This is a genomic window from Mycobacterium sp. NGS48 (assembly GCF_059812585.1).
Map to the genome: position 1 here is coordinate 524,291 of NZ_JCALCY010000001.1, position 26,426 is coordinate 550,716.

24 protein-coding genes are annotated in these 26,426 nt (G+C 66.6%); 15 read left to right on the forward strand and 9 right to left on the reverse strand.

What is annotated here, in order from left to right; all coding sequences use genetic code 11:
* Nucleotides 1-35 precede the first annotated feature (35 nt).
* The gene (locus AC5Y42_RS02595; RefSeq protein WP_499895537.1) at nucleotides 36-1,715 is read left to right on the forward strand and encodes a patatin-like phospholipase family protein; all 1,680 of its coding nucleotides are present in this window, start codon (nucleotides 36-38) and stop codon (nucleotides 1,713-1,715) included.
* A 10-nt stretch (nucleotides 1,716-1,725) separates the two neighbouring features.
* Here the strand turns inward: AC5Y42_RS02595 and AC5Y42_RS02600 are convergent, their stop codons facing one another.
* Nucleotides 1,726-4,254, reverse strand: coding sequence for an SEC-C domain-containing protein (locus tag AC5Y42_RS02600; protein WP_499895538.1), 2,529 nt, complete (start codon nucleotides 4,252-4,254; stop codon nucleotides 1,726-1,728).
* Nucleotides 4,255-4,395: 141 nt separating this feature from the next.
* Here AC5Y42_RS02600 and AC5Y42_RS02605 point away from each other — a divergent pair, with 141 nt between their 5' ends.
* Genes AC5Y42_RS02605 through AC5Y42_RS02615 form a run of 3 tightly spaced genes read left to right on the forward strand, consistent with a single transcriptional unit; the run spans nucleotide 4,396 to nucleotide 6,069 of the window.
* The gene (locus AC5Y42_RS02605; RefSeq protein WP_499895539.1) at nucleotides 4,396-5,385 is read left to right on the forward strand and encodes a hypothetical protein; all 990 of its coding nucleotides are present in this window, start codon (nucleotides 4,396-4,398) and stop codon (nucleotides 5,383-5,385) included.
* A 58-nt stretch (nucleotides 5,386-5,443) separates the two neighbouring features.
* Nucleotides 5,444-5,671 (forward strand): antitoxin, encoded by a 228-nt coding sequence (locus AC5Y42_RS02610; RefSeq protein ID WP_499888491.1) that lies wholly within the window; start codon nucleotides 5,444-5,446, stop codon nucleotides 5,669-5,671.
* On the forward strand, nucleotides 5,668-6,069 hold the full coding sequence (locus AC5Y42_RS02615) for a TA system VapC family ribonuclease toxin (RefSeq protein ID WP_499895540.1): 402 nt from the start codon (nucleotides 5,668-5,670) through the stop codon (nucleotides 6,067-6,069). Before AC5Y42_RS02610 ends, AC5Y42_RS02615 begins: the two co-directional genes overlap by 4 nt.
* Before the next feature lie 106 nt (nucleotides 6,070-6,175).
* On the opposite strand, the gene AC5Y42_RS02620 is transcribed toward AC5Y42_RS02615, so the two are convergent.
* Nucleotides 6,176-6,880: a TVP38/TMEM64 family protein gene (locus AC5Y42_RS02620; RefSeq protein ID WP_499895541.1), complete on the reverse strand. Its 705-nt coding sequence runs from the start codon at nucleotides 6,878-6,880 to the stop codon at nucleotides 6,176-6,178.
* Between AC5Y42_RS02620 and AC5Y42_RS02625 the strand changes: the two genes are divergently transcribed.
* Genes AC5Y42_RS02625 through AC5Y42_RS02635 form a run of 3 tightly spaced genes read left to right on the forward strand, consistent with a single transcriptional unit; the run spans nucleotide 6,879 to nucleotide 9,718 of the window.
* Nucleotides 6,879-8,180, forward strand: coding sequence for a serine hydrolase domain-containing protein (locus AC5Y42_RS02625; RefSeq protein ID WP_499895542.1), 1,302 nt, complete (start codon nucleotides 6,879-6,881; stop codon nucleotides 8,178-8,180). The two genes, AC5Y42_RS02620 and AC5Y42_RS02625, sit on opposite strands and share 2 nt — an antisense overlap.
* A 9-nt stretch (nucleotides 8,181-8,189) precedes the next feature.
* Nucleotides 8,190-9,134 carry a class I SAM-dependent methyltransferase gene (locus tag AC5Y42_RS02630; RefSeq protein ID WP_499895543.1) on the forward strand — a complete coding sequence of 315 codons (945 nt, stop codon included), beginning with the start codon at nucleotides 8,190-8,192 and terminating at the stop codon, nucleotides 9,132-9,134.
* On the forward strand, nucleotides 9,131-9,718 hold the full coding sequence (locus tag AC5Y42_RS02635; protein ID WP_499895544.1) for a TIGR03086 family metal-binding protein: 588 nt from the start codon (nucleotides 9,131-9,133) through the stop codon (nucleotides 9,716-9,718). Before AC5Y42_RS02630 ends, AC5Y42_RS02635 begins: the two co-directional genes overlap by 4 nt.
* Before the next feature lie 16 nt (nucleotides 9,719-9,734).
* On the opposite strand, the gene AC5Y42_RS02640 is transcribed toward AC5Y42_RS02635, so the two are convergent.
* The 5 genes from AC5Y42_RS02640 to recC form a co-directional block, all read right to left on the reverse strand.
* Entirely contained in the window at nucleotides 9,735-10,532 is a 798-nt protein-coding gene (locus tag AC5Y42_RS02640) for an SDR family NAD(P)-dependent oxidoreductase (RefSeq protein WP_499895545.1), read from the reverse strand.
* 22 nt (nucleotides 10,533-10,554) lie between these two features.
* Nucleotides 10,555-11,136 (reverse strand): hypothetical protein, encoded by a 582-nt coding sequence (locus AC5Y42_RS02645; RefSeq protein ID WP_499895546.1) that lies wholly within the window; start codon nucleotides 11,134-11,136, stop codon nucleotides 10,555-10,557.
* Between the two features lie 420 nt (nucleotides 11,137-11,556).
* Complete coding sequence (recD, locus tag AC5Y42_RS02650; protein WP_499895547.1) at nucleotides 11,557-13,263, reverse strand: exodeoxyribonuclease V subunit alpha; 1,707 nt, start codon at nucleotides 13,261-13,263, stop codon at nucleotides 11,557-11,559.
* Complete coding sequence (gene recB / locus AC5Y42_RS02655; protein ID WP_499895852.1) at nucleotides 13,260-16,517, reverse strand: exodeoxyribonuclease V subunit beta; 3,258 nt, start codon at nucleotides 16,515-16,517, stop codon at nucleotides 13,260-13,262. Before recB ends, recD begins: the two co-directional genes overlap by 4 nt.
* The gene (gene recC / locus AC5Y42_RS02660; protein WP_499895548.1) at nucleotides 16,517-19,804 is read right to left on the reverse strand and encodes an exodeoxyribonuclease V subunit gamma; all 3,288 of its coding nucleotides are present in this window, start codon (nucleotides 19,802-19,804) and stop codon (nucleotides 16,517-16,519) included. The genes recB and recC overlap by 1 nt, the downstream gene beginning before the upstream one ends.
* 114 nt (nucleotides 19,805-19,918) lie before the next feature.
* Between recC and AC5Y42_RS02665 the strand changes: the two genes are divergently transcribed.
* The 6 genes from AC5Y42_RS02665 (at nucleotide 19,919) to AC5Y42_RS02690 (ending at nucleotide 23,489) form a co-directional block, all read left to right on the forward strand.
* The gene (locus AC5Y42_RS02665) at nucleotides 19,919-20,227 is read left to right on the forward strand and encodes a hypothetical protein (RefSeq protein ID WP_499895549.1); all 309 of its coding nucleotides are present in this window, start codon (nucleotides 19,919-19,921) and stop codon (nucleotides 20,225-20,227) included.
* Nucleotides 20,228-20,246: 19 nt separating this feature from the next.
* Nucleotides 20,247-20,762, forward strand: coding sequence for a nitroreductase family protein (locus AC5Y42_RS02670; protein ID WP_499895550.1), 516 nt, complete (start codon nucleotides 20,247-20,249; stop codon nucleotides 20,760-20,762).
* 70 nt (nucleotides 20,763-20,832) lie between these two features.
* Nucleotides 20,833-21,402: a hypothetical protein gene (locus AC5Y42_RS02675; RefSeq protein ID WP_499895551.1), complete on the forward strand. Its 570-nt coding sequence runs from the start codon at nucleotides 20,833-20,835 to the stop codon at nucleotides 21,400-21,402.
* Between the two features lie 22 nt (nucleotides 21,403-21,424).
* Nucleotides 21,425-22,183: a class I SAM-dependent methyltransferase gene (locus tag AC5Y42_RS02680; RefSeq protein ID WP_499895552.1), complete on the forward strand. Its 759-nt coding sequence runs from the start codon at nucleotides 21,425-21,427 to the stop codon at nucleotides 22,181-22,183.
* Nucleotides 22,184-22,188: 5 nt separating this feature from the next.
* Complete coding sequence (locus tag AC5Y42_RS02685; RefSeq protein ID WP_499895553.1) at nucleotides 22,189-22,563, forward strand: BlaI/MecI/CopY family transcriptional regulator; 375 nt, start codon at nucleotides 22,189-22,191, stop codon at nucleotides 22,561-22,563.
* Nucleotides 22,560-23,489 carry a M56 family metallopeptidase gene (locus tag AC5Y42_RS02690; RefSeq protein ID WP_499895555.1) on the forward strand — a complete coding sequence of 310 codons (930 nt, stop codon included), beginning with the start codon at nucleotides 22,560-22,562 and terminating at the stop codon, nucleotides 23,487-23,489. Before AC5Y42_RS02685 ends, AC5Y42_RS02690 begins: the two co-directional genes overlap by 4 nt.
* On the opposite strand, the gene AC5Y42_RS02695 is transcribed toward AC5Y42_RS02690, so the two are convergent.
* Both AC5Y42_RS02695 and AC5Y42_RS02700 read right to left on the reverse strand, forming a co-directional pair.
* The gene (locus AC5Y42_RS02695) at nucleotides 23,473-24,342 is read right to left on the reverse strand and encodes a cytochrome c biogenesis CcdA family protein (RefSeq protein ID WP_499895556.1); all 870 of its coding nucleotides are present in this window, start codon (nucleotides 24,340-24,342) and stop codon (nucleotides 23,473-23,475) included. The genes AC5Y42_RS02690 and AC5Y42_RS02695 overlap by 17 nt on opposite strands.
* Entirely contained in the window at nucleotides 24,339-24,836 is a 498-nt protein-coding gene (locus AC5Y42_RS02700) for a protein disulfide oxidoreductase (RefSeq protein ID WP_499895557.1), read from the reverse strand. Before AC5Y42_RS02700 ends, AC5Y42_RS02695 begins: the two co-directional genes overlap by 4 nt.
* Nucleotides 24,837-24,961: 125 nt before the next feature.
* Here AC5Y42_RS02700 and cynS point away from each other — a divergent pair, with 125 nt between their 5' ends.
* Both cynS and AC5Y42_RS02710 read left to right on the forward strand, forming a co-directional pair.
* Nucleotides 24,962-25,420, forward strand: coding sequence for a cyanase (gene cynS, locus AC5Y42_RS02705; RefSeq protein WP_499895559.1), 459 nt, complete (start codon nucleotides 24,962-24,964; stop codon nucleotides 25,418-25,420).
* Nucleotides 25,417-26,418, forward strand: coding sequence for a patatin-like phospholipase family protein (locus AC5Y42_RS02710; RefSeq protein ID WP_499895560.1), 1,002 nt, complete (start codon nucleotides 25,417-25,419; stop codon nucleotides 26,416-26,418). Before cynS ends, AC5Y42_RS02710 begins: the two co-directional genes overlap by 4 nt.
* The last annotated feature ends 8 nt before the right edge of the window (nucleotides 26,419-26,426 follow it).

Consider the following 26,426-nt stretch of genomic DNA (forward strand, 5'->3'; position numbering starts at 1 on the left):
GATGCGCCGCCGGGGCGGCGACGAGACTGATCCTTATGGAGATCCCGTTCGCGGACGCGGTGCTGGGCCGGCTCGGCCGCCGTGAGGCCGGGCTCGACGTCATCGAGGAGATCGAGGACGAGGCCGTCGACACCCCCGATACCGCTGACCTGCTATCGGCCGAGCCGGCGCTGCTGCTGCAACGGATGGAAAACCGGCTCATCCGCCACCACTTGGCGAACCCGGAGGTGTTGAGCACCGAGGAGCTGCGCCGGCTGCGCTACATCCTCAACTTCGCCCGGCTCGCCGATTTCGAACCGGGAGCCGCAGGCCCGGGCGGCAGCCGCGGGCGCGGCGACGTCTCGGTGGGCGCCGAAGTCGGGCCGTGGCTGTCCCGGGTCGCCGACACCCTGTACGGACCGCTGCGCGAAGAGCCGGATCCGATCACGGCGCTGCGGACAGCACGCGAGGCGCTGGCGGCGCTGGCCTCCGACCAGGACGATCAGCGCTGCGTGCTGATCGAGCGGCACGGCAATGACTTCTCCGCCGCGGAATTGGACGCCGAGGTCGGCTACAAGAAACTCGTCATGGTTCTCGGCGGCGGCGGAGGTGCGGGTTTCGTCTACATCGGCGGCATGCAGCGGCTGCTGGAGGCCGGCCAAGTGCCCGACTACCTGATCGGCGCGTCGTTCGGGTCGATCTTGGGCAGTCTGGTGAGCCGCGAGCTGCCGGTGCCCATCGAGGAGTACATCGCGTGGGGGAAAACGGTGTCCTACCGCGCCATCCTCGGGCCCGAACGGGTGCGTCGCCGCCACGGCCTGGCCGGGATGTTCGCGCTGCGCTTCGACCAGTTCGCGCACGCCATGCTCACCCGCGAGGACGGTGAACGGATGCGGATGTCGGACTTGGCAATTCCGTTCGACGTCGTGATCGCCGGTGTGCGCCGCCAGCCGTATTCGGCGTTGCCGGCGCGGTTTCGCCGTCCCGAATTGGCCGCACTGCAGTTGCGGTCGCTGCCGTTTCGCCCGATCGGGATCGGCGCGCAGGTCGGTGCCCGGATGTGGCAGGTGGCCGCCTTCATCGACTTACGCGTCGTCAAGCCGATCATCATCGGCGCCGACGAGCCGGAGCGAGACTTCGACGTCCTCGACGCGGCGTCGTTCTCGTCGGCCATTCCCGGTGTGCTGCACCACGAAACGAGCAACCCGCGGATGATCCCGATCCTCGACGCCCTCTGCGAGGAAAAGGACGTCGCGGCTCTGGTCGACGGTGGCACGGCCAGCAATGTCCCGATCGAACTGGCGTGGAAGCGGGTGCGCGACGGGAGGCTGGGCACTCGCAATGCGTGCTACTTGGCGTTCGATTGCTTTCACCCGCAATGGGATCCGCGACACCTGTGGCTGGTGCCGATCACCCAGGCGATCCAATTGCAGATGGTGCGCACTGTGCCCTACGCCGATCACCTCGTCCGATTCTCGCCGACACTGTCGCCGGCGAACCTGGCGCCTTCGGCCGCGGCCATCGACCGCGCGTGCCGGTGGGGACGCAAGAGCGTTGAGGCAGCGATCCCGGTGACGACGGCGTTGTTGGAGCCGACGTGGTGGGACGGCGATGGCCCGCCGGCCGCGGGAACCGCGACGCGAGCGAAGTCGGTGGCATCGCCGATGAGCGCGGTCATGGCTGCGATTCAGGCTCCGACGAGTCGCTTTGCTCGTTGGCGAGACCGGCTGACGTGACGTCGTGGCGCTACAGGCCGAGCGCGGCGCGCAGCCGATCGGTGTCCATCCCGCCGCGGGCGGCCGCACCGGCCGGAAAACTGTCGAGCAGCTTGATCAGGTCGCCGCGCCGGGTGGGGTCCTCGGCGGCCTGCCGTGGGGTGTGGCCCTTGAGCGCGGGGATGGGCTGATCGAGCCACTTGGTCTCGTAGTCGCGGATGAATTCGTCGAGGGCGGCTGCTACCTGGGGATCGTCGGGGTCAAGTCCGTTCTCATCGGCATCGGGCAACAGCTTGGCCAGATCAAGCTCCCGGGTGTCGTCGAGCACTTGCATCGCGGGGTCCAGGCGTGCGAGCGTGGCCAGCACGCGGTCCATCCGCTTTTCGCTGTTGGTCTCCACCCGCAGCGTGTCGCCGCCAAGCGTCAGGCTAGCCCGAATGCGTTGCATGCCATGGGTGGTGACGCGTTCGAACCACCGCGCCGGCTGGTCGTCGTTGACCCGGTCGTAGGTGTCGTCGAGCGCCGCTTCGATCCCGGCTGGGTCGCCGATCTGCACGGTGGCCTCGCAGATCGCCAGCGGATCGCCCTCGGTGTTGGTCAGCGTCGGTGGCGCGAACCGCCGGCTCAACTGCGCCACCAGCTCTACCGGGTCGCGCTCGCTGTCGAGTAGCTCGATCAGTGCGTCGCGCTCATGCAGCGCAACGGGTTCCAGCCCGCCGAAGATTTGCATGATGTCCCCGGCCGGCACCACCCGCATGCAGACTAGCTGCCCTGGCTTCAGTTGGCGGCTGGCCGTCCGCTCCCGCACCTCGTGGGTGTCGCCGGTGCGTACGTCGCGCACGGTGAGGCCGTGCCCCGGGTGCACTTGCTCGATCTCGAAGACAGACCGTGCCTCCAGCAGCCATTGCTCGGCCAGCGCCCGCTCGTCATCGGGCAGCAGTGACCCGCGCAACTCCAGGAACTCCGCGAACGCGCCGCCTTCGAAGAGCACGGCGTCCAGCACCAGCGGATCGCCCAGTATGTCCGGGTCGTCGTCGTATCGGAAGCGTTCATAGCCCACCTCGACTAGCAGGTCATCCCAGCCGCATAGCAGCGCGTGCTGGATGGCTTTGGCGTATAACCAGCTGGCGCGCTCGGCCAGTGGCAGCTCTTCGTGTCCGAGATGGCATTTCTTATACTTGCGGCCAGAACCGCACCAGCACAGTTCGTTTCGCCCAAGATCGCGGCGAGAGTCAGCGCGGTAGTGCTGTAGCAGCTCCAGCAATGGGTGGTCCGGTTCGGCGCCGGCTCGGCGCAGTAGCGCCAACCCGCGCTCGGCGTCGCCGCGATCGGAGGCAATGCGTGCCAAATCGAGCAACGGCAACGGCCAGTCGACATCCATCGACTCTGCTGCCAGCAGCTCGCGTTCGGCTGCGCCGATATCGCCGATCCGTTCCAGCGCCACCGCACGCAGCCAGCGACACGCCACCCGCGCCGCGGGTGGCACCTTCGGCTCCAGCACCTCGGCGAGCATCCCCAACGCGGCCGCACCGTCGCGGCCATTGCCGACCGTCTCGTCCACCAGCGCTTCGGCCAGCTCCGGGTCGGCGAGGACGACCCCGAGCCCGCCGGCCAGGTCGATGGCTCGATCGAGCGAAAGCCCCGCCTCACTGTCGCGAACCTTGGCCAGCGCGTCCTCCAGCGGCACGTCCGCGCCAACAGCGATCAGCAACAACAGCGACACCTCGCTGTACAGCGTGACGAGCGTGTACAACGCGAACGCGTCGTCGGGGTCGAGGTCGTGCCGCTCGGCCAGCCGGGCACTCCCGCGCTCGAAATCCCAACGCCTGAAATCGAATCCACCGGGCGCGAGCCACTCGCCGCGACGTGCCAGGCCGTGGTCGTCGATGATCTCGCCCAGCGGCGGCGACGGCTCGGTGAACAGCGTCGGGTCCGCAACGCACGCCGTCCACACCGCCATGTCGATGAACTCCGGCTTGTCAGCATCCAGCGTCGCGGCCAACGACGGCCCCGCCGCGGTAGGCGCCACCGCGGTGACCCGCTCGAGCGCAAGACCGTCCGCGATCAGCCGTACCCCGATCAGGTCTCCTTCGGCCACGCCCAACGCTGTCAGCGTGCCCGCCTCCAGAAGCAGCACCGGCGACGTGTCGGCCACCTCGACCGGAATGTCGCGCTCCTCAAGCAGCTCATCGTCGTAGTCGGCCACCACGATTTGTGCTGCCGACCCGTCGGCGAACCGCTGGTAGGGCGCGTAGTCGCACAACTCGGCGATCGGGCCCAGGTCGGGTGTGATCGTGAGTATGTCGTTGGCGGCCTCGCCGACGCCGAGCCGGTGGGTGAAGATTCGCCCGGCGAGTACCGTCGGCAGCCATACCCAGCGATCGTCGACCAACTGCTTTGTCGGCCACTGCATTTCCATCTTAGCCAGGCTCGGTATGTCGGGATCGGTCACGCCGGCTTCCCGCAGCCGTTGCGCAATCTCGTCGGCGTGCAGGGGACCCTTCTCGACCAGAATTCGTTCCAGGGCCGGGAGCGCGTCGGTCTCCGTCACGGCGACCACCCTATGCTCTGTCTACCGGAATGCGCACTCCATCGCCGGGCACGCACAGTGGGTGACTGGATCGTGTCGGCCCCTAGGCGCAGACTCTGCCTAGTCGACGCGAAATCTCCCGACCGCGTCGCAAGGGTTCAGGGGAACGGCGTGGGTAATAGGGCGAACTTCATCATCGTCAACGATCAGGATTGGCAGCTTTATTACTCGCACTGGGCGGGCTGCCGCATGTTGGACGCGTTGATCGCCGGGCCGGCGTTCGCGGTGCGGTATGCGCAGTCGCTACGGCGCTGCCCCAAGAATGAGTGGGTAAATCCGCTGTGGGCCGACGGCGGAGCGGTGGTGGACCTCGATCGTCGCCGGTTGTTGTTCTTCGGCGACGAGTTGATGGTGGAGATGCCTGAACGCCGAGCCATGATGAGTGTGCTCGCCGCGGTATGGCGCGACTATGCGATCGGTTGGGCCTACGACGGAAGCGCTGAACTGGCTGGATATGTCGGAGCCGATCTGCCGCGGCAGGCGTGGGACGGGCTACCCGAGCTGCGACTCGCCCGCGACCGAAATGCACTGTGCCATCTGGTTTCCCTAGTGGATGCGGATGGCAGACTTCGGCTTTGGCCGCTGTGGTGGCATCTCAGTCAGGCATGGCATGGGCCCGCTCTGATAGACAGGCTGCCCGGCTGCGGCGTCAGTAGCCTGACGCTCGGCAAGATCCCCGAGGGCGGCGTCCACATCGACGTGCCGCGAAAAGCAGTGGGAGCGTGGCAAACAGCCGACACCATGGGTATCTTCCAAGCCCTTCCAGGCGTATGGGGCGGGTGGCACACGGAGTGCTGGCAGGATCGCTTCGAGGAGCAACTGACCCGATGCGAGGGAGGTCTGCGGGTTCCGGAATTGGACTTGGCCGCCGGCATCGACAGCGCTGCGGCGTGGATCCGCGACCGGGTGTTTCAGAGCATCTCGGACAGTCCGGCAGGGCAGGTTCTCAAACTCGCCGAACTGTTGGCCCCTGTCAAACCCGGTCTGGTGGTCAGCGACGACGCTGTGTCGGACTGCGCGGTTCGTCCGCGGACGGCCGAGTGGGCGCGCTTCGTCGAGGCGTGCAGTTCGTTGCGAAGCGGTCGCGCCGAGTCGGCCTGAACCGGTGCAACGGGATCGAGCATCTCTGCATCATGATGCAGAGATGCTAGGATTTGGTGTGCGCACCACCATTGACCTTCCGGAAGACCTGCACAAACAGGCGCTTGCGATTGCGCGGGACACCCGCCGTAGCCTGAGTGAAACGGTCGCCGACCTCATCCGACGCGGCCTTAAAGCCGGCAGCACCACCGCGACCGCCACAGACCCCAGGACCGGGTTGCCTCTGGTGAGCGTCGGGACCGTGGTGACTTCCGAGGACGTGCGCTCCTTGGAGGATGAAGAGTGACTGCGCTGCTCGACGCGAATGTGCTCATCGCACTGGTCGTCAACGAGCACGTGCATCACGACTCGGCCACGGAATGGTTATCGGCATCCGGCACAGGATTTGCGACGTGCCCGATCACACAAGGAAGCCTTGTCCGATTTCTGTTGCGCAATGGGCAATCCGCGGCAACCGCGCGAGGTGTCGTCAGCGCAGTCGAGAGTGCGGACCGTCACGAATTTTGGTTTGACAGTGTCTCTTTCGGCGATGTAGAGCTCGGTGGCGTGGTCGGCCACCGGCAAGTCACCGATGCTTACCTGGCTCAGCTCGCACGAAGTTGGGAAGGGCAACTGGCCACTCTCGATAGCGGGCTGGCACACCTGCACAGCGATGTCGCGGTTCTTATTCCCACCGCGTTTTGATGCGCAGTTTGTCGCTGAAAGTCGCTCTTAGGCGGGCATTTCGCATAGTGGTCCGGCGGCGTGGCTAGTGGGACACACGTGACAAAGTCGCGCGGTCGCCGATGCGTCAGTGCGCGCCACCGTCGGCGCCGCGCCCGGCGTGCTCACGCCACTTGCGCCAGCCACGCCGCGCCGCGAATGCGCCGACGATGGCGGTCACGCACCACACCGCTATCGCCGCATAGGCCAACGGCGCCGACCGATCGGCAATCGAGGCCCCCAGCGCGGTGTAGACGAACGCCCGCGGCACCGAGCCGATAAACGCCCCGACCGCCATCTGCCACAACGGAACTCCGAACGCCCCGAACGCATAGGAGGCGAGTGCGTCCGAGATCCCGGGTACGAAGCGCTGGCCGACGACGGCCCACAGTCCGCCGCGTTCGATCAGTGCGTCGACGCGGTCGGCGCGTGTCGTTCCCAGCAGAGTCCGCGCACTTTCCCGGCCGGCCCGGCGACCAACCAGGCTCGCGACGATTGCGGTACCGACCGTCGCGCCCAGCGTCACGAACACACCCATTACAGGTCCGAACAGCACCCCGCTGCCCCCGGCCAGCACCGGGCCAGGCACGAACAACGCGCCGAGGATCGCCGAGGCCAGGACGTAAGTCAACGGCGCCGCCGGCCCCGTCGCCGAGACCGCGCGCCGCATCTCGTCGACATCGATGACGCGCTTGACGGCGACGAGGTAGAACAGCACAAGGAGGAAGACCGCGAACACGGCGAGACGCACGATGTGGGGTCGTCGCGATGTCAGGGCGGAGGTGTCGTCCATGGTGCCCGTGATTCTTCCGCATCGACGTTGGCGAGCGCGCAAAGCGGTCGCAACGGTCCTGCTTACCCTCGCCACGGCGTCCTCAGGCTGTACCGCGCACCCAACGGTAAGCAGCACGCCCACTCGCGACTTCCCGGCAGTCGTCAAGCTGATCAACGACGCGATCGCGGCTGAGCGGCTGCCCGGTGCGGTGGTGGTGATCGGGCACGGCGGCAACGTCGTCTTCCATCGGGCTTTTGGCTCACGCAAGCTTGCCGGCGAACCGGGGTTGGACGGATTGCCCTCACCTGCCGAGCCGATGACCGAGGACACGATCTTCGACATCGCATCGCTGACCAAGCCGCTGGCAACGGCGACCGCAGTCATGCAACTGCACGAGCAGGGCAAGGTTCAGTTCGACGATCCCGTGCAGAAGTACTTGTCCGAGTTCAACACTGCGAACGATCCGCGGCGCGCGCAGGTGACGCTTCGCATGTTGCTGACCCACACATCGGGCGAACCGATCGACGTCAACCTCGCAGATCCGTGGGGGCTGGACCGAGCGGATAAACCAGAAGGCATTCATCGTGCGCTCACGACACCGCTGCAGTCGGATCCCGGTGAGGCCTTCCGCTACTCCGACATCAACTTCATTGTGCTGGGCGCGCTGCTCGAAAAACTCACCGCCGAGGCGGAAGATATTTACGTTCAGCGCAACGTGTTTGGGCCGTTGAGCATGACAGACACCCACTATCGTCCGCCCGCCGACCTGTTACCGCAAATCGCGCCCACCGCAATAGACGACGGCCATCTGCTTCGGGGCACCGTGCACGACCCGACGGCGCGCCGCATGGGCGGAGTGGCCGGCAACGCCGGGGTGTTCTCGACGGCCCGCGACGTCAGTATCTACGCGCAGGCGTTGCTGGATCGGCTTGCGAACCGGCCCAGCGCTTTTCCGCTGACGCAGGCGACTCTGGAGTTGATGACGACTCCGCAGCAGCCCGGACACACCGCCCGGCAAGTCGAAGCCGCCAACGCTGCTTTCCGGCAAGCCCGGAACTATCCAGCGATCAAGGGGCAGAACCTGTTCGGTTTTGGTTGGGATATCGACACGGGCTACTCCATGCCGCGCGGCACGCTCTTTCCCATCGGTAGCTTTGGCAATACCGGCTTTACCGGAACCTCGCTGTGGATCGATCCGGGCTCAGACACCTACGTGGTTTTGCTCTCCAATGCAATCCATCTGCGCGGCAGTACACCGATCTCGGATCTACGCGGCGAGGTGGCGACGGCGGCAGCCCAGGCTCTGGGCCTGACGTAGGGTCGGGGCGTGGCGAGAACCGATAACGACACCTGGGAGATCACTGAGAGCGTGGGCGCGACGGCGCTGGGCGTGGCGGCGGCGCGCGCGGCGGAAACCGAGAGCGACGACCCGCTGATCAGTGATCCGTTTGCGCGGGTTTTCCTCGACACCGTCGGCGACGGCGTATGGAATTGGTATTCCGCGCCTGAGTTGCCCGCCGAGGTCGTGGAAGCCGAACCTGAGTTGCCGCTGCGGCAGCAGGGGTTGGTCAACTATTTCGCTTCGCGGACCAAGTTTTTCGACACGTTCTTTCTCGATGCCACCAGTGCGGGCATCGGCCAAGTGGTGATCCTGGCCGCCGGCCTGGACTCGCGGGCCTGGCGGTTGCCGTGGCCGGACGGCACGACCGTCTACGAGCTCGACCAGCCCAGGGTGCTGGACTTCAAATCGTCGACGCTGGCCCGGCACGGCGCACAGCCGACATCCAATCGGATCGGTGTCCCTGTAGACCTGCGCCATGATTGGCCAACCGCGCTGCAGCAGGCCGGTTTCGATGCATCGGCGCCGAGCGCTTGGTCGGTTGAGGGGCTCTTGATGTACCTGCCGGCCGCGGCGCAAGACCTGCTATTTGCCCGCGTTCAAGAGCTCACGGCCGTAGGCAGCCGGATCGGCGTCGAAGCGCTCGCACCCAACTTCGCCGACCCCGACGCGATTGCGCAACGACGTGAGCGGATGGAGCGCGTCCAGGCATTGATGGCCAAGGCGGATCCGCAGCGTGAGGTTCCGCGCAGCGACAAGCTTTGGTACTTCGAGGAACGCGAAGACGTTGGCAACTGGTTGCGCCGCCACGGCTGGGACGTGTCAGTGACACCGACCGAAGAGTTGCTGGCCGGCTATGGTCGGGCGCCTGCGAAGGATCTCGAGCAGGCCGCCCCGTGGAACTTGTTCGTGTCCGGGCAGCGGGCCTCGTGAACGACGGCGCGGCCACAGACCTCGGAACGACGACCGCCGAGGCGATGGCCCTGCTCATCGAGGCGGTAGAGCAAATCCCTTCGGAGAGTTGGGATCAGCCGTCGAATCTCGACGGCTGGAGTATCCGGGAGTTGGTGGGTCACGTCACTGGCAGTGCAGCCAAGATCGTGACGCTGGTGGAGGGCGGAGAGGTTTGGCAGACGCCCTCCCAACCGGATGATTGGACCTCTGAGGGCCCAGCAGTGCGGCTTCGCGAGCTGGCTGGCCGGTTGCACGACACTTTGCCAGACGCGGTCATGGAGGCGATGCGGCCGTCGCCGCAGGGCGAGGTGCCGCTACACCGGGCGCTGGCTTTTCCCGTCGCGGACCTGGCGATGCACAGCTGGGATGTGCACCGCTCACAGGGACGGCTGATCGAGCTGCCGGCGGAACTGCTGAGGTTCTGCCGCCAGTTGGTGGAATCGGTGCCCGACGAGATGATGCGACTTCCGGGCAGGTTCGGGCCGGCCCAACCCGCGCCCGAGGATGCGACGCCGACTACCCGGCTGATGGCTTTTCTCGGGCGCTCGGTCGATCTCGGCTGATAAGCCCGAAGTTCTGCTACCGCTTCAGCATTCGCCCGAGGACCGGCAGCACCAACGGCGTCGGCATGAACCGAGTGGAGCCCAGCGTCAAGCGCACCTGCGGTCCGCCCGGGACCACCGATCCGCGGCCCCGGTCGGCGGCCTTCAACGCGTCGCTGATCACCCGTTCGGCGGTAACGTGAGTGAACCCCGGTAGCCGGTCGACAAGGTCTTGGGCGTCGTTGGTCGCCTGAAACTCCGTCGGGACCGGGCCGGGGCAGACCGCAGTGACGCTGACACCGCTGTCGGCAACCTCGGCGTTGACCGCCTCCGAGAGCCACAGCACGTAGGCTTTCGCGGCCGCATACCCCGCGTTGTAGGGCGCCGGCTGAAATCCCGACACCGACGAGAGGTTGATGATCGCGCCGCGGCCACGCTCGACCATGCCCGGCAGGTAGCGCAGCATCAGGTCGGCCACCGCCTCGACGTCGACGCGCAGCATCTGCAGTTCCTTCTCGCGCCCATCGGCGCCGAACTTGGTGTAGATGCCGAGGCCGGCATTGTTCACCAGGACATCGACCTGCGCACCCAGCTCGTCGATCCGTGCGGCGAGCCGGTCTCGGTGCTCCGGCACCGCGAGATCGGTACCCACGGCGACGGCGTGCTCGTCGCCGCCGAGCTCGGTGCACAACGCTTGTAGCCGGTCTTCCCGGCGGGCGGTGACGACGACGCGGTAGCCGCGGGCCACGAGCTGCCGGGCGAATTGTTCGCCGATACCGGACGATGCGCCGGTGACCACGGCGACCGACCCTGGCGATGGTGGAGGAAGCGTCATGAAGGGAGCCTAGAGCGTGGCGTTACACGATCAGCACGCGCAGATCGCGAGGCGCGGTGCCAGAATCTTGTCCGAGAATGTGGAACGCTGTCCGCATGGCGGCATCGCCCTGACTGATATAAGTCGCCGCTCGCGCCAAGCCTGGGCCATCGTGGGTTTGGGCTGCCGAGATGCAGTATGGAAGCCCAAGATCGTAGTCAACAGCTGCCCGTTGCAGCGCGTTGGTCAGTACCAGTTCCGGACTCGGCAGCTGCTGATGCAGACTCGCAACTGCGCCCACGGCATTTTGGCAGGCCGCGCCAGTCCCGTCGATGTCGTGTTCAGCCGCCGCTGCGGCGATGTTGTTTCGAGCGGCGACCAGATCGTTGATCGACCGCTCGGATTCGGCGAGCCATGCGCCCATCGTCACGCGAACCGGCGGAGCCGATGTGCTCGACAGCGGGGTCGCAGCGCTTTCCGTTGAAACCGGTTGCCCAGTCGACCATCTGTACAACATCCACGCCGACACCGCGACGGTGACGATCAACAACACGACGCTGCCCGTCGTCGCGATCTGTTGATCGCGTTGGTACCTACTCGTGGCGTGAAGACTGGCTGTGGCCATGGCTGGCTTCCCTAGCTTTTTCGGCACGGTTGATCGCGGGGCGAAGACCTGCCCTCCTGCCGGAGTTCGACCGGCCAGGATCTACGACCTCGTGCTGTGCGTACCCACTCCTTCGGCGGGTAATCCTCGTATGTTCAATAAGCAGTGGGTCACATCAATCACAGGCGTACCTAGAAGTTGAGGTGTCCGTTATGCCCGCCTTTGAGCGACAAAGCGTTGCCGGCCTTCGTTTGTCGCTGATAGCCGGGCACTGTCAAACAGCGTCATTTGCCGTAACCGGTGTGGCTGGTAAGACGCCAGTGTCAAGAGTGTCAGAAGTGTCGGCTTCGCCGCTCGCCTGACCAGGTGCGACGCTGGTTTGTCGCTGCGAGGCGGGCACTTCGCCGATACCAACCCACGCGGTGACCTGTGTGACAGATGTTACGTCCGCAAGCGTTGTCGCAAACCCGTTGCTCGGATCGCTCGCCGCTCGATAGCAGCGCGCACCGAAGCCTCGGTCCCGACCACGCGCACCTTTCGTTTCGCGCGAGTCATCGCGGTGTAGAACAGCTCCCGAGTCAACAACCGCGACTCCTCCGAGGGCATCAGCACGGTCACCTCGTCGGCCTGACTGCCCTGGGATTTGTGGATGGTCATCGCGTGCATGGTCTCGACGTCGGAGAGCCGACTGGTCGAAAAGTCCAGTGGCCCTGCGGCACTGGCGATGACGGCGCGCAAGCCATCAGGGTCCGCGACCACCACGCCGATTTCCCCGTTGTAGACACGCAGCCCGTAGTCGTTGGCGGTCACCAGCAGCGGGCGCCCCGCATACCACTCCGACCACGGCGGCAGGCCAGTCTCTTCCGACAGCCACTTTTCCACCTGACGGTTCCAATGCGACACGCCATACGGTCCGTGGCGATGCGCGCACAGCAATCGATGTTCATCGAGCGTGGCCAGCGCAATTTCCGAGGCGCCCAACAGGGCGGCCTCTCGCGTTCGCAGCGCATACGGAACCAGCACCCCGCGCAACAGCGCGGTCGGATCCTCGGACTCGATCCACTCGACGTGCTCACCGCCCGCCCGAAGCAGCTCGATTACCCGATCTGTGTCGCCGACTCGGGTCGCGGCGGCCAACGCGCCGATCGACTCACCGAATCGGTGTGACGTCTGCAACGAGGCCACCTGCACGTCGGCGCGCGCCGACAGACCGTCCACCAGGTCGGCCAGCACAGCCCCGGCCTCCACCGACGCCAACTGGTCGGCGTCGCCGACCAGAACCAGCCGGGTGCCGGGCCGCACCGCCTCCAGTAGTCGCGCCATCATGGTCAGCGACGCCATCGACGTCTCGTCGACCACAATCACATCGTGCGGCAACCGATTTCCGCGATCATGCTTGAACCTCGATGACGTGTCGGGTCGGCTGCCCAACAGACGATGCAGAGTCATCGCCTGCAGTTCGCCCAGCCGTACCCGGTCCGCCTCGTCCAGCTTGGCCACCTCATGTGCGACGGCTTCCTGGAGTCGCGCAGCAGCCTTGCCCGTCGGCGCTGCCAATGCGATCCGCGGCCGCGATCCGCCGGCGATCTCAGACTGCTCGGCCACCAGTGCAAGCAATCGGGCGACGGTGGTCGTCTTCCCGGTGCCCGGACCGCCGGTCAGCACCGTGATTGCTTGCGTCAGTGCGATGTGCGCTGCCGCACGTTGCTCCTCGAAACCCGCGGGGAAAAGTCGCTCGAAGGAGGGAATCGTGACCGTCGGCGTGAACTGCAGCAAGGCGAGCAGGTCATCGCATACCTGCTTTTCCTCGAGCCAGTACCGGTCCAGGTAGAGCAGGTCGCCGAGCAGCCGCAGCACTGGCGGCTCACCACAGAGCGGCGACGCGCGCACCGCCGTCATCCAGTCTTCGGCGTCGGGCCACGGTAGGTCAGCGATACCGACCTGCGCTTCCACATCTCGCAGATCCACGCACACCGAACCGCCCCGCACCGCGCGCACCACCACCGCGACCGCCAGCGTCACCCGCTCGTCAGTCTCGCCGCCCAGCGTGGTGAGGCGTTGCGCCACATGAATATCCGCAGCTTCGAAGACGCCGGACTCGTTGAAGATCCGCAGCGATCCGGCCGCCGCCACTGCCTCCACTGTCACGCGGCGGCCCTCCCTGCATCGAGCAGATCTGACAGTGCCACCACCAGCTCGGTGGGCGGTCGCCAACTGAACACCCCGCCGCCCGGAGTGTCGGCACCGCACATTCCGCGCACGAACAAATACAGCACGCCGCCGAGATGCACAGCCGGGTCGTAGCCCGGCTGCCGCCACCGCAGAAATCGGTGCAGCGCAGCCACGTACAACAATGCCTGCAGTGGATAGTCCGCGTGCAGCATGGCATCGGCCAAGCGGAGAGCCGTGTAGTCGGAGGCGGCGTCGCCCAGATAATTGGTCTTGTAGTCGACCACCAGATACCGGTCGGCAACACGTAACACCGCATCAACCGAGCCGGACAGGTAGCCCCGCAGCAACTGGTCACCCAGCGCGTGCCCGGCCAACCGGTCGGCATAGGACGCCAGCGGATCATCGGCCGGCAGGTGCTCGCGCAGCAACGTTCCGATATCCGCCAAACGAATATCGGGCGCAGCCGAACGCAGGTCCCCACCCGCCAGGGGGAACTCGAAGTCCAATTCCCGCAAGCGATCCCGCAGTCCGATCTGTCGCAGCGTCAAGCCGTCGGCCAGCGACCCCAACGGCGTGTCGTGCATCGACACCATCGCCGTGGCCAGCACGTTCGGAGCCGCATCGACCGGCCACCATACCGAATGACGCCGGATCTGCGACTCCAACTCAGCGGCAAGGTCCGTCGCGAACGGGTCAGCCGTCTCCAACACCGCATGTACCAGCGTGCCGAACTTTGCGCCCCTTGGCAGATCCGCCATCGGCGACGGTATTTCTGGCCCGGATGCGTTCTCGCTCAACGGAATATCGCCCGTCTCGTCGTCGAGCTCAGTGACCTCCGGTTCGCTGCTGACCCCGCTGGTTTCGGCCACCCGGATCAGACCCGAGTACGAGGTGCGCCGCCATGTGGTGTCGATACTGCGGTGGAAGTGGCGGTTGTCGAGGTCCGACGGCACCGACTCGGGCGGCACCGACGGCGCCGGGGCCACTACCGATTGCTCGATCACCAGACCGCCGGCGGTCTCCCACTCGCGCAGCCGGGCCATGGCATCGTCGTCGGAGATCTTCGCGGGCTCGCACCGGTCGGGTACTAACGACTCACCCGGCCGGCGACCACGCAGCAGCCGCGACAGGCCACCGTTGGGTTCGTGCCAGGCCGGTGACCACCACGCCACCACCTGCGACTGTGCACGGGTCATCGCAACGTAGGTCAGTCGGCTGTCGTCGCTGGCGTCTTCCCGGCGGCCGAGTTTCTCGACGGTGGCGAAATCCGGGCTGTCCTTGCCGCCGATATGCAGGCAACGCACACCCTCGTCATGGAACAACACCACATCGCGGTCCTGAGTGCTGCGATTGAAGGCGAAGGGCAGATACACGATCGGGTACTGCAGGCCCTTGGCCGCGAACACCGTCATGATCTGCACGGCGGCGGCGTCGCTGTCGAGTCGCCGGTTGCGTTCGGTTGCGCCGCTGCGTTCTTCGCGTTGAGTGCGCAGCCAGTCGCGCAGGCCCGGCAAGCCCAACCGCTCGCGGTGCGCGACGTCCTGCAGCAGCTGCGTCATATGGGACAGGTCGGTCATGTGGCGCTCGCCGCCTTGCCAGGACAGGATGCGATCACCCATGCCCTGCAACTGCGCGGCCTCGAAGATGGCCGCGACGCCGCGCTCCCGGGCATGCCCGGCCCATTCCCGCAACGTATCTGCGACCCGATCGGTCAGCGCATCACCCCCGGCGGTCAACGTTTCCGCGGTTTCGCCGAAGAACATCGTCGCGGCGGCGGCCCGTACCATTCCGGGGCGGTGTGGTTGGTCGAATGCCTCCAGTAGGCAGAGCCAATCCTCGGCGGCATCGGACTTGAACACGTCGGAGTCCCCGGTGTAGACCGCCGGGACGCCGGCATCGCATAACGCCGCGAAACACGCACCCGCGTCTTTGTGCGTCTCGACGATCACGGCGATGTCGCCGGCACGCAGCGGTCTGCCGGCGAACGTCGCCCCGCTGGCCAGCAGCGCGCCGATGTCGGCGGCCAGGTCGGCGCCGATATGCCGACGCAAGTCGTCGATCGCCAGATTCTGGATGCCGCTGCGGCCCAACGCCGCTCGTTGCACGACCCGCAATCGGAACGGGTCGCCCAGCGGCGCGCCCGCTAACCGGTGACCCTGATGGTGGGCCTCGACATCCTCCACCACGATCGACGGGTGACCGAGCTGGGCGCCGCGCAGCACCACCTGCAGCCGCTCGACGAGCGCCGCGTCGCTGCGCCAGTTGGTGCCCAGCGTCTTTTGCTCGCCTGCCGTCTCGGCCGCCCGAAGATACGTCACGATGTCGCCGCCGCGGAACGCATAGATGGCCTGCTTGGGGTCACCGATGAGAATCACGGTGGAGCGCCCGCTGAACGCGCGATCGATCACCTGCCATTGCACCAGATCGGTGTCCTGAAACTCGTCGACCATGACGATCGGCCACCGTCGGTGCATGCGCAGCCGGGCGGGCGAGTCGTCGGTGGCCAGCGCCGAGGCCAACCGGATCAGCAGGTCGTCGTAGCCCAGGACAGCCCGACGCCGCTTGCGGGTTTCCAGCTCGGCCAGAACGTCGTTCGCGAAGTCGACGCAGACGGCGGCCCGCGAGCCGGGCTGCGGATCGCGTGGGCGCAACTCCGTCGACGGGTTGTTGACCACCTCGCGCGCCAGCCGCAGCGCATCGCGGTGCAGCAGCACCGGATTGTCGCGCTCTTGCCCGAAGTGAGCCAGGTACAGATCGTCGACGATCTCGGTGACCAGCTCGTCGAGGCTCTCCAACAAAGTGGCATTTGCCGCGGTGTCACCGGCCACGCCGAGCGACTTCAGTACCAGCTGGCAGAACTGGTGCGTGGTGGCGATCGTCGCGGCGTCGAAGCCGGCCAGCGCATCGCGAAGCCGCTGCTGGCGGACCGCGCGCTGATCGTCGGTGCCGTCCAGCAGGTACGCCACCAACTGGTTGTCGCCGACGGTCGACGGATCGTCGAAAGCGGTAACGGCATCGATGATTTGGCCGCGAACCCGCTCACGCAGCTCTTGGCTGGCAGCCCGGCTGAACGTGATGAGCAACATCTGGTCCAGCGTCGCCACGCCCTCGGCGAGATAACGGGTCACCAGACCGGCCAGCGCGAACGTCTTGCCGGTTCCCGCGCTGGCTTGCAGCACTGTGGTGGACCGTTCAGTGGGCAGCGGCCCGAGCAGGTTGAAGCGCTCCATCACGACGGCTTCCTCTCGGCGCGCAGCATCGGCAACCACAGCCGGGCAGCGTACGCGCCGAGCCGGTTGTCTTCGCCGTCGTACTCCTCGCCCGGCCGCAGCGGTAGCATCAGATCGGCCAGCCGTGCGCTTTTGCCCCACGCCCGCACGTGGGCGGGCGCTTGGTCCTCGGCGGGGTATCGGTTGGATTTCCACCGGAATTGCGCCTGGTCGACCGGGTCGTCACCACAGTGCCGGGCGACCGCCCACGCATAGGACGTCTTGATCGGCAACGGAATCGGCTCCCGTCGTCCCGCGTCATAGATCGCCACAAGTTCACGCAGTACCTCGATGGCGTCATCGGCCGGCCGGCCCAAGCCGTCCACCCGCGGAGTGGTTCCTCGTTTGGGGCGCCCGATGCACACCGCCGACCAGTCACCGGTCGGGTCATGAGCGATCAACGCCAGCAACGGAATCCACGACTCGAGCAGGTGCTTGCCGTCCAGCTTGGAATAGGTCACCGACACCAGACGTTCGCCGTACACCGGTGACACCGTGCCGGTGAGTCGTCGCCCCGCGCCAAGTTCGATGTCGACGTCGTAGGCCTGCGGGTTGATCTGACGGTGCTGCTGCGCCGCGGTCGCCAGCAGGCCCGCCTGATCGCGAATCTCTTTGGCTTTGCGCCAACCCAACTGACCGGGCGGCAGCGTGCCGCGGCGCCACTCGGCCGCCCGTGCCTCATCCGGAGTCATCCCACACAAAATGTCGCCCAGCATCCGGTCGCCGACCGTCCACTCCTCGAGGCTGTCGATATCGACCGGCATGGCGTCTTGTACGCCGTCGACGTCGCGCGGCAGGGTGAACTCCAGCGCGTGGAAGAAGCCCTTCACCGGGTCTTTGAAGAAGCTGACGAGATCGGCGAGGATGACGTCAGCGGCAGGCGGTGGCGGTAGCGGTCCGGAAATGAACTTCGGCTGTTCGCTGCGCTCGCCGGTGGCCACGCGCGCCGCCCGCAGCACGGTCGGGTCGAAGGTGAATGGCACGTTCGGCACCAGCTCTCCGGGCATCACGTTGCGGACATCGAAGGGCTGCAACGGATGCTCGACGACGATGCGGTCACGAACCTTGGTCGCCGTGGTCCTGTCGAGGGTGTCGAGCAGTTCGGCCAGCGGCACCGCCGGCGGGCGCGGCTGACCCGAGTATTCGTTGGCCCCGGTGTAGGTGATCACGAGTTTCTCGGTGGCCGCACCGATCGCATCGAGCAGCAATTGGCGGTCCTCGGAACGGATGTCGCGTTCACCGGTCATCGGGTTGCGCGCCAGTACGTCGTCACCGTCGACGATGCCGAGACGTGGAAACGCCCCGTCGTCGAGGCCGACCAGGCAGACCACCCGGTGCGGCACCGAGCGCATCGGCATCATGGTGCAGACGGTCAGCGTGCCGGTGCGGAAGTTGGCCCGCGTCGGCCGGCCGGCCAGGTGCCGATCGAGCAGCGCCCGGATATCGGGCAGTCGCAAGGCAGTGTCAGCACGAGAATCGGCCTGCTCCAACACCTCCGCGAACTCACGCTGCATCTGGCTGGTCTGCCAGACGTCCGCATCGTCGATATTCGTCAGCAGCGTGATGCCGTGGGTCAGGGCGGCCAGCCATTCGCGTAATGGCCGCGCCCCGGTCAGCGAGTCGACGGTGGACTGCAGCCGGGCGATGAATTCGGCGAACTGGCCGGCCAATTGGACGCGGTTGCTGCTGACGTCGTCGAGCGGCAGCGTGTTGTCGATCCAGGCACGCGAGTCCTCGGACATCGCCACCCCGGTCAACACCCGGTCGATGCCGAATTGCCATGTGTTGTGCACGAAGTCGACGTGGTAGGGCCGCCGATGCTCCTGGTCGAAGCCCCATCGAATGTTGGCCTGGCGAACCCAGCGGGTGATGTTCTCCAGATCGTCATCGGTGAACCCGAAGCGGGTTCTGACCGGCGAGGCTTGCGCGAGGTTAAGCACCTCACTGGCGGTGACCCGGCTGCCGGCCAGCGCCAGCAACTGCGCAGCCACGCCGAGCAGTGGGTTGGTCTGGAACAGCGAGCGGTCGGCGAGTTTGACCCGCAGGCGGTGTGCAGGATGCGCGCCGTGTACCACGTCGCCGAGCCCGAAGCCGGCGACGATCAGCGGCGCGTACGTCTCGATGTCCGGGCACATCACCAGGATGTCGCGCGGCTCCAGCGTGCGGTCGTCTTGCAGCAGGCCGAGCAGCACCTCCCGCAGCACGTCGACCTGGCGGGCCGGGCCGTGGCAGTTGTGCACCTGCACCGAGCGGTCCTCGGGTTCGAATGCGCGGCCTTCAGGCCGGACCGAGTTGGCGGCGATATCGGACTGTAGCCAACCGAGTAGGGTATCGAGTTTGGTTGCGCCGCTGAGGTATTCGTCGGACTGCAGATCCATCGGCAGGCTGCGTTGGAGTTCGCGCAGATCGCGCCCGAGCGTCGCCAGCAGCGGATGGTGGGCGCGACGGTGGCTGGTGTCCTCACGACGAGGTACCGGGCCGTGGCTGTCCTTGAGCGCCTGCCACAACACGTCGCTGGGGTGCGGCAGCCACAGGTGCAGGTCATGGTGGAGGGCCAGCGCTTGCAGCAGTTCGATGTCAGTGCGGGCCAGCCGGGTGTGTCCGAACAGCGACAGCCGTGGCGGCAGCTCGCTCGGCCCTTCATGCAGCCGGGCCACCGTCTTCTGATGCCGGAGATGTGGGGGATCGGCTTCGATCGTGGCGACCAGCGCCCGCCACAACTCCGGCTGCCACGCCAGGTCGGCGTCGAGGCCTGTCGTGTTGCCGTCCAGCCAGTCGATCAGCAGTTGTGGGCGCTGTCGGGCATAAGACGCGAACAAACCGGCGAGCCGGCGCGCGACCGCATAGCGCCGGCCGCGGCGCAGCTCGGCTTCGGCGTCGTCGACATCGAAGTGACCCAAATGTGTTGCCAATGTGCGACACCACGGCTCATCCAGCGAGCAGTCGATGACCTCCAGCAGCGGCCACGTCATCGCCTCCGTCGACCACGGGTCGTCGTCGACGGTGCCGGTGATCTCGGCGATCAACGAGCCCGGGCTGCGAAACGCCACCCCCGCACACACCCCGTCGCCGCCACGCCTAGCGCCCAGCACGTGCGAGAGCCGTTGACTGAGCCAGCGCTCCACACCGCGCGCCGGAACCAACACCAGTTCCTCGGCGAAGGGGTCGGGCAGCGGATCTGCCAAGAGCGCACCGAGCCCGTCGGCAAGCAGGTCGGTGCGTTCGGCACGATGGAGATGTAGCGCCATTGCGGTGCCACCATAGACGGCCCCGCCGACATCTGGCGGGGGGTTTTCGCATCCGGACGGTTGATGATGCTGTGGGATGCTGGTCGTGTGCCCGCCGCCCCAAAGAAAGCACCTTTGGCTGGTTGGACCATCGCCGGCTATCTGCTCTACTTGGCGCTATTTGTGGTCGGCCTCTTCGAGGCATTCTTTGCAGCCTTTTTCGGCATGGCCACCGATGCCTGTTATGACTCGGCGTGCGACGCCAGCTATCACGTGTGGCCGGCCATGCTCACGATGTGGATCGGGGTGGCGGTGGTGTTGGGGCTGACCGCCGTCGCCATGGCCGTCTGCACTGCCCGCGGCAAGGTTGGCTGGCCATTGGTTGGCGCCCTCGGGCTGGGGATGGTGTACGTCGTCGCGCTGAAGGTTTTGCATCAGTCGTAACCGACCAGAAAGGCTCAACATGGAAGCCTGGGACGCGATCTGCGCTCGGCGCAATGTGCGGCAGTACACACAGCAGCCGGTGTCCGACGACGACCTGAACCGGATCGCCGAGGCCGGTTGGCGGGCGCCGTCGGCGAAGAACCGCCAGCCGTGGGACTTCGTCGTCGTCACCGATCGGGCTCAGCTGCAGGACCTTTCCACGGTGTGGCAGGGCGCCGGTCATATCGCCTCGGCCGCGGCGGCCATTGCGTTGGTGATACCGGTTCCGCCGAACGACCGCCGCACGGTGACCGATCAGTACGACGTGGGTCAGGCCACGATGGCGATGATGATCGCGGCCACCGACCTGGGCATTGGCACCGGCCATTCGTCGGTCGGGGAGCAGGACAGGGCACGCGCCATCCTCGGGGTGCCCGACGATCACCTGGTGGCCTACTTGCTGGGCATCGGCTATCCCGCCGATCGCACGCTTCGGCCGATCCGCAAACCGAACCGGCGGCCGATTTCTGAGGTTGTCCACCACGGACGCTGGTGAATCTTGAACGGTGTATGAGGGACTTCTAAATCCTGGCTAACTGGCGGCGCGGAGCCGCTACCCTCGCACGATGACTTTCGGGGGACCGCAACCTGGCTACGGAATGCCGGCTATCGGCCCGCGCCCGCCGGCGCCACGCCGATGGCGATGGCTGGTCGTTGCGGGGCTCGGGGTGCTCGTCGGCGTTGCTGTCGGGGCGATGATCCCGATAGTCAGCAGCCATCAAGCGCACGGCTACCGCGTCGGTGACTGCGTGGTGGTGGAGCCGACGTCCGGCGGCGAGTTGCACACCACCCGCACCGGCTGCGATACCGACCCCAGTTTCACCGTGGCCAAGTTGGCCGACCGGGCAGGCGACTGCGCTGCCAACGGATACGACCGGTTCCGCCCACCCATCGCCGACACAGCTACCGCCAAATTGTGCCTGGTGCCCAACCTGGTCGCGGGCCACTGCTACCGCCTCGGGACAGCGGTCGGCGTCTGGGACTTGAGCAATTGCGCTGACCGCGGACCGACGACGATCAAGGTAAGCAGCCGACTCGAAACCGACAACGCTCAAGCCTGTTCGTCGGACGGTTACCTGCCCGCGCGGACCTATCCATCTCCACCACGGACCTACTGCCTGGCCGGCATCACGTAACTCGGCCTATAGGCTGAGTGCGATGCACCAGCACAAGGGCGACTACGGCATCGACGGATCGTTCAAGACGGTATCGGCGCGCGGACAGGCGATCGGCGTCGGCGTGCAGGCCGCAGCGCTACTGGGATGGGCTGCGATCAACTGGCGGCGCGGTAAGCGGCTGACGGCAGCGTTGGCCGCGACGGGCGGTGCCGGAATCATCGCCAACGCAGCGCTTTATCTCTACGTCACCCGGGCCGGCAAATTCGAAGCCTGGGACCGGATCCTGGACGGCTTGCGGCTGCGCGGCGACGAGACGGTGCTGGACATGGGCTGTGGCCGCGGCGCGGTGTTACTGGCCACCGCCAAGCGGCTGCCCCGCGGCCGGGCGATCGGTATCGACCTGTGGCGCGCCGACCAGACCGACAACTCGCCGTCGGCCACGCTGAAAAACGCCGACCTGGAGAACGTCAGCGACCGCATCGAAGTGCGCACCGCCGACATGACCGCATTGCCGTTCGACGACAACAGTTTCGACGTGATCGTAAGCAGCCTGGCGATTCACAACATCCCCACCCGCGATGGCCGGCGACAGGCGCTGCGTGAGGCGACACGGGTGCTGCGGCCCGGCGGCCGTCTCGCGATCGCCGACCTCTGGGAAACCCGCCACCACGCCGCGCAGCTCCGCGACCTGGGCTGGCAGGAGGTGCAGCACCGCAACGTGGGATGGCGGATGTGGTACGGCGGACCGTGGGTGTCCACGCGCTTGGTGACGGCGACCAAGCCAGTCTCGATACCATAGGCACCATGCGCGTTCGGCGATTCGGTGAGCTCGAGGCCGCGGTCATGGACCGGGTGTGGAATCGCGGCCAGCAGAGCACGGTCCGCGAGATCTTCGATGACCTGGCGCGCGACCGCGAGATCGCCTACACCACCGTGATGTCGACCATGGACAACCTGCACCGCAAAGGCTGGCTGCAGCGGGAACGCGCGGGCAAGGCTTTCCGCTACTGGCCGACGATGACCCGCGAGGAACACTCGGCGGCACTGATGCGCGACGCGTTCGACACCGGCGGCGATTCCGACCTGGTGCTGGCGGCTTTCATCAACCAGATGGATGAGAAGGAGTCGACGCGGGTGCGCGCCGCGCTGCGTCGCCTCATCGACGAAGGCCGGCAATGAACGCGACCGCGGTGATCTTGCTGTATGCGGCCGCGTTGACCTGGCTGGGGCCGCCGCTGCTGCGACGGGTGACCGCTGGCGGTATTCACCCCCGTCTCGGCGTGGCGGCGTGGCTGACGGCGGTGGTCGGCGCGGTCGCGGCGTGGTTCGCCGCATTGGGCGTCCTGCTCGTCGACGCGGTCGCCAGCATGTGGCACAACTCGGCATTGATGTTGTGTCTCAAAGTACTTGGCTTCGCCGGTCATATCGGGGTGCCGCAGCCGATCGGCTCGGCGTTGGCGTTGGGTCTGCTCATCGCAGGCCTGGTCGTCACGCCGGTCGTCGCCCGCAACGTGGTGCGCCGGCTGCGACGGATGCGGTCGCGCAGCCGTCGACACGCGCTGACCGCGCGGATGATCGGCCGGAGCACCGACCTGCCGGGCGTGGTCGTCGTCCCGGGCGAGGAAGCCGCGGCCTACTGTGTGGCCGGCCGCCCGCCCGCCGTCGTCGTCACCACCGCTGCCCGCGACCGGCTCGACGAGCCGCAACTCGCGGCCGTCCTTGCCCACGAAGCCGCCCACCTGACCGGCAGGCACCACGACGTGCTGATGCTGTTGCGGGCGCTGGCCGCCGCCCTGCCGCGGCTTCCGCTGTTTCCCGCCGCCGCAGACGGTGTGGCGGGGCTGCTGGAGATGTGCGCCGACGACATCGCGGTTCGCCGGCATGGCGCACTGCCGCTGCTGGGCGGACTGCTGGCACTGGTGGGCCAGCCGCCGGTGGCGTCAGCTGCGCTCGGCGCCGCCGCTTCGGCGGTGGTGGCCCGCGCGGAACGCCTGGCGCTCCCGGCGCCTGGCCGCATCCGTTGCCGCGACCGGCTGGTCCTGACGTCGGTCATCGGCCTGTGGGCCGCTGCGCCGATGACGGTGCTGCTCACCTGCCATCTGTGACGGGTTCACGCCGCCGTTTGCGCCAGACGGTCACCGCGATCCCGGCGGCAACCAGCGCGGCGCCCACACCCAACAACGGCCACACGCCCAGCGCTTCGACCTGGTGGGCCAGCCAGGACTGCACACCGGCGGCGGTGTTGATGATCGGGTCGTCCGGGCCGGCGTCGGTGAAGTACAACCGGATTTCGTAATAGCCGTAGTAGGCGACATACAGACCCGTCAGCAACACGATCACGCCGACAATGCGATTCACGTACGGCAGCACGCGGCGGAACGCCGCGGTGGCCGACGAGCCGGCCAGCGCCACCGTCAGCGCGGCAACCCCGACCGTGATGGTCATCCCGGCCGCGTATGCGACGAAGGCCAGCACCCCGGAGAGTATCGAGCCCTGTTTGAATGTGGTGCTGATGACCGCGAGAAACGGTGCGACAGTGCAGGATAGCGAGGCGACGGCGTAGCCGAGGCCGTAGCCGTACATCGAGCCCAACCGGGCCGTCGGCGCACCGCCCGCCAGCTTGGGCAACACCACGCTGATGTCTTTGCCGGCCAGCAACCAAACCGCAATGCCGATCAGCAACACGCCGATCACCACAGTGCCAAACGGCAGATACTTTTCCGCCGAGGCGATCACCGGCGAGATCGCCAGGCCGAACACCCCGAATACCGTCAGAAATCCGGCAGACATCGCCACGGTGGCCAGCCCGGCTCGGGCCAGCGCCGCCGAGCGTGAGGTCTCCTGGCTGCCGGCGATGACCAAGCCCAAATAGCCGGGCAGAAAGGCGAATCCGCACGGGTTGAGGGCCGCCACCAGTCCGGCGGCCAACGCGAAACCCAGCGCCGCGGTATCGATCATCGCTTGCTCAGCGCGCTGACTCGCTCGGACAGCTGAGATTCGGGCATCGTGCCCTTGACGACGTCGACGCTGCCGTCCGGCTGGACGAACGCGTACGCGGGTTGTTGCGTCACACCGAATTTGGTCCACACCGCCGAATTGGTATCGGCCAGTTGGGTGAACCCGTCGACGTGGTATTTCTCGACGAACTCCCGCATGGCGGATTCTTCGGCGCGCGCGGCCACTCCGACGAACGTCACCGTCGGATTCGCCGCGGCGACCTTGGCTACCGTCGGCGCCTCGCGCTGACAGTTGGGACACCAGGGCGCCCAGAACCACAGCACCGCGGACTTACCCAGCAGGGTTTCGCCGGAGAACTGCCGACCGTCGAGGGTGGTCGCGCTGAACTGCAGCTGATCCGGCACGCCATGGGTTTCGCCGGAAGCGGGCTTGGAACCGCACGCGCCCACGACGAGCATGGCGGCGCCCAACATGACGATCAGGCGACGTGACATCGCGATTCCCTCCGGTCGAATGCTACCCGTACTACCTACGTACGTAGATAGTAGATGATGAGCCGGGTCGGTGGCGATCGCGCCCAAAAGGTCGGAGCCGGCGGTCTGGGGGCATGCTGGGGGACATGACCAGAAACGAGATCACTGAGCAGATCGTCGTCGCCCGCCTGGAGAAGGGGTTGACCTGGCAGGAGTTGGCCGACGCCATCGACCGGCCAGTGGCATGGACCACCTCGGCGTTACTGGGCCAGCAGCCGATTCCCATCGAGTTGGGCAAGGTTCTCGTTGAGATGCTGGGCCTGGACGAATCGGCGGTCGCGGTGCTGGCTGCGCCGCCGATGCGCGGCGGGTTGCCGACGGCGGTGCCCACCGACCCGACCATCTACCGGTTCTACGAAGCCCTGCAGGTCTACGGGCCGGCGATCAAAGAACTGATCCACGAGCAGTTCGGCGACGGGATCATGAGTGCGATCAACTTCAGCGTCGACGTGCAGAAGAAGCCGCACGCGTCGGGTGATCGTGTGGTGGTGATTTTCGACGGGAAATTCCTTCCCTACGACTGGGTTTCGGGCGAGGGTCGATGACCGACAAGCACAAGGCGGACCTGGTCCTGTCCGGTGGCGGTGTCAAGGGTATCGGGCTGGCCGGGGCCATCGTCGCGCTGATGGATGCCGGTTACCAGGTGCCGCGGGTGTCGGGCACGTCGGCAGGCTCGGTCGTCGGTGCGATCCTGGCCGCCGGCGCCGATCAACTGACTCCCGCTGACGTCAAGAACCTGGCGATGACGTTGCCCTACCCCAAGTTCCTGGATCCGGGACCTATCGAAAAGATCCCGGTGCTCGGCCCGGCCTGGGGTCTGATCAGCGAAGAAGGGATCTACAAGGGCGATTTCGCCCACGACTGGATCCGCGGACAGCTGAAGAGCTTGGGCGTTAACACTTTCGGTGATCTTGCTCTCGACGACGACACCTTGCCGCCAGAGCGCCGCTACCGGTTGGTGGTCACCGTCGCCGACGTCACCACCGGCCAGTTGGTGCGGCTGCCCTGGGATTATCGCCGGCTCTACGGGCTTGATCCCGACGAACAATCGGTCGCCGATGCGGTCCGCGCCTCGATGTCGATCCCGTTCTTCTTCCACACCGTCAAACTCACCAGCGCCGAGGGCGTGACATCGACGCTCGTCGACGGGGGAGTGCTGTCGAACTTCCCGATCGACTCGTTCGACCGGCCGGACGGCAAGCCGCCACGTTGGCCCACCTTCGGCATCACCCTGCTGCCCAACCTGCCCCAGGACAACGCCAAGGTGATTCCCGCGTTGGCGCCGCTGCATTGGCTCGGCGGCGGACCGACCTTACTGGAAAGCCTGATCACCACGATGATCGTCGGCCGCGATCAGGCCTACCTCAACCAACCGTGGGTCAGCGCACGCGCCATCCGCGTGGACTCGACCGACGTCGGCTTCCTCGACTTCGACATTTCCGACACCCAGAAAGAAGAGCTTTACCAACGCGGCTACGACGCGGCAGCGGCATTCCTGTCCACCTGGAACTGGGCCGAATACCGCGAACGCTTCCGGCGATAAAGGAATTT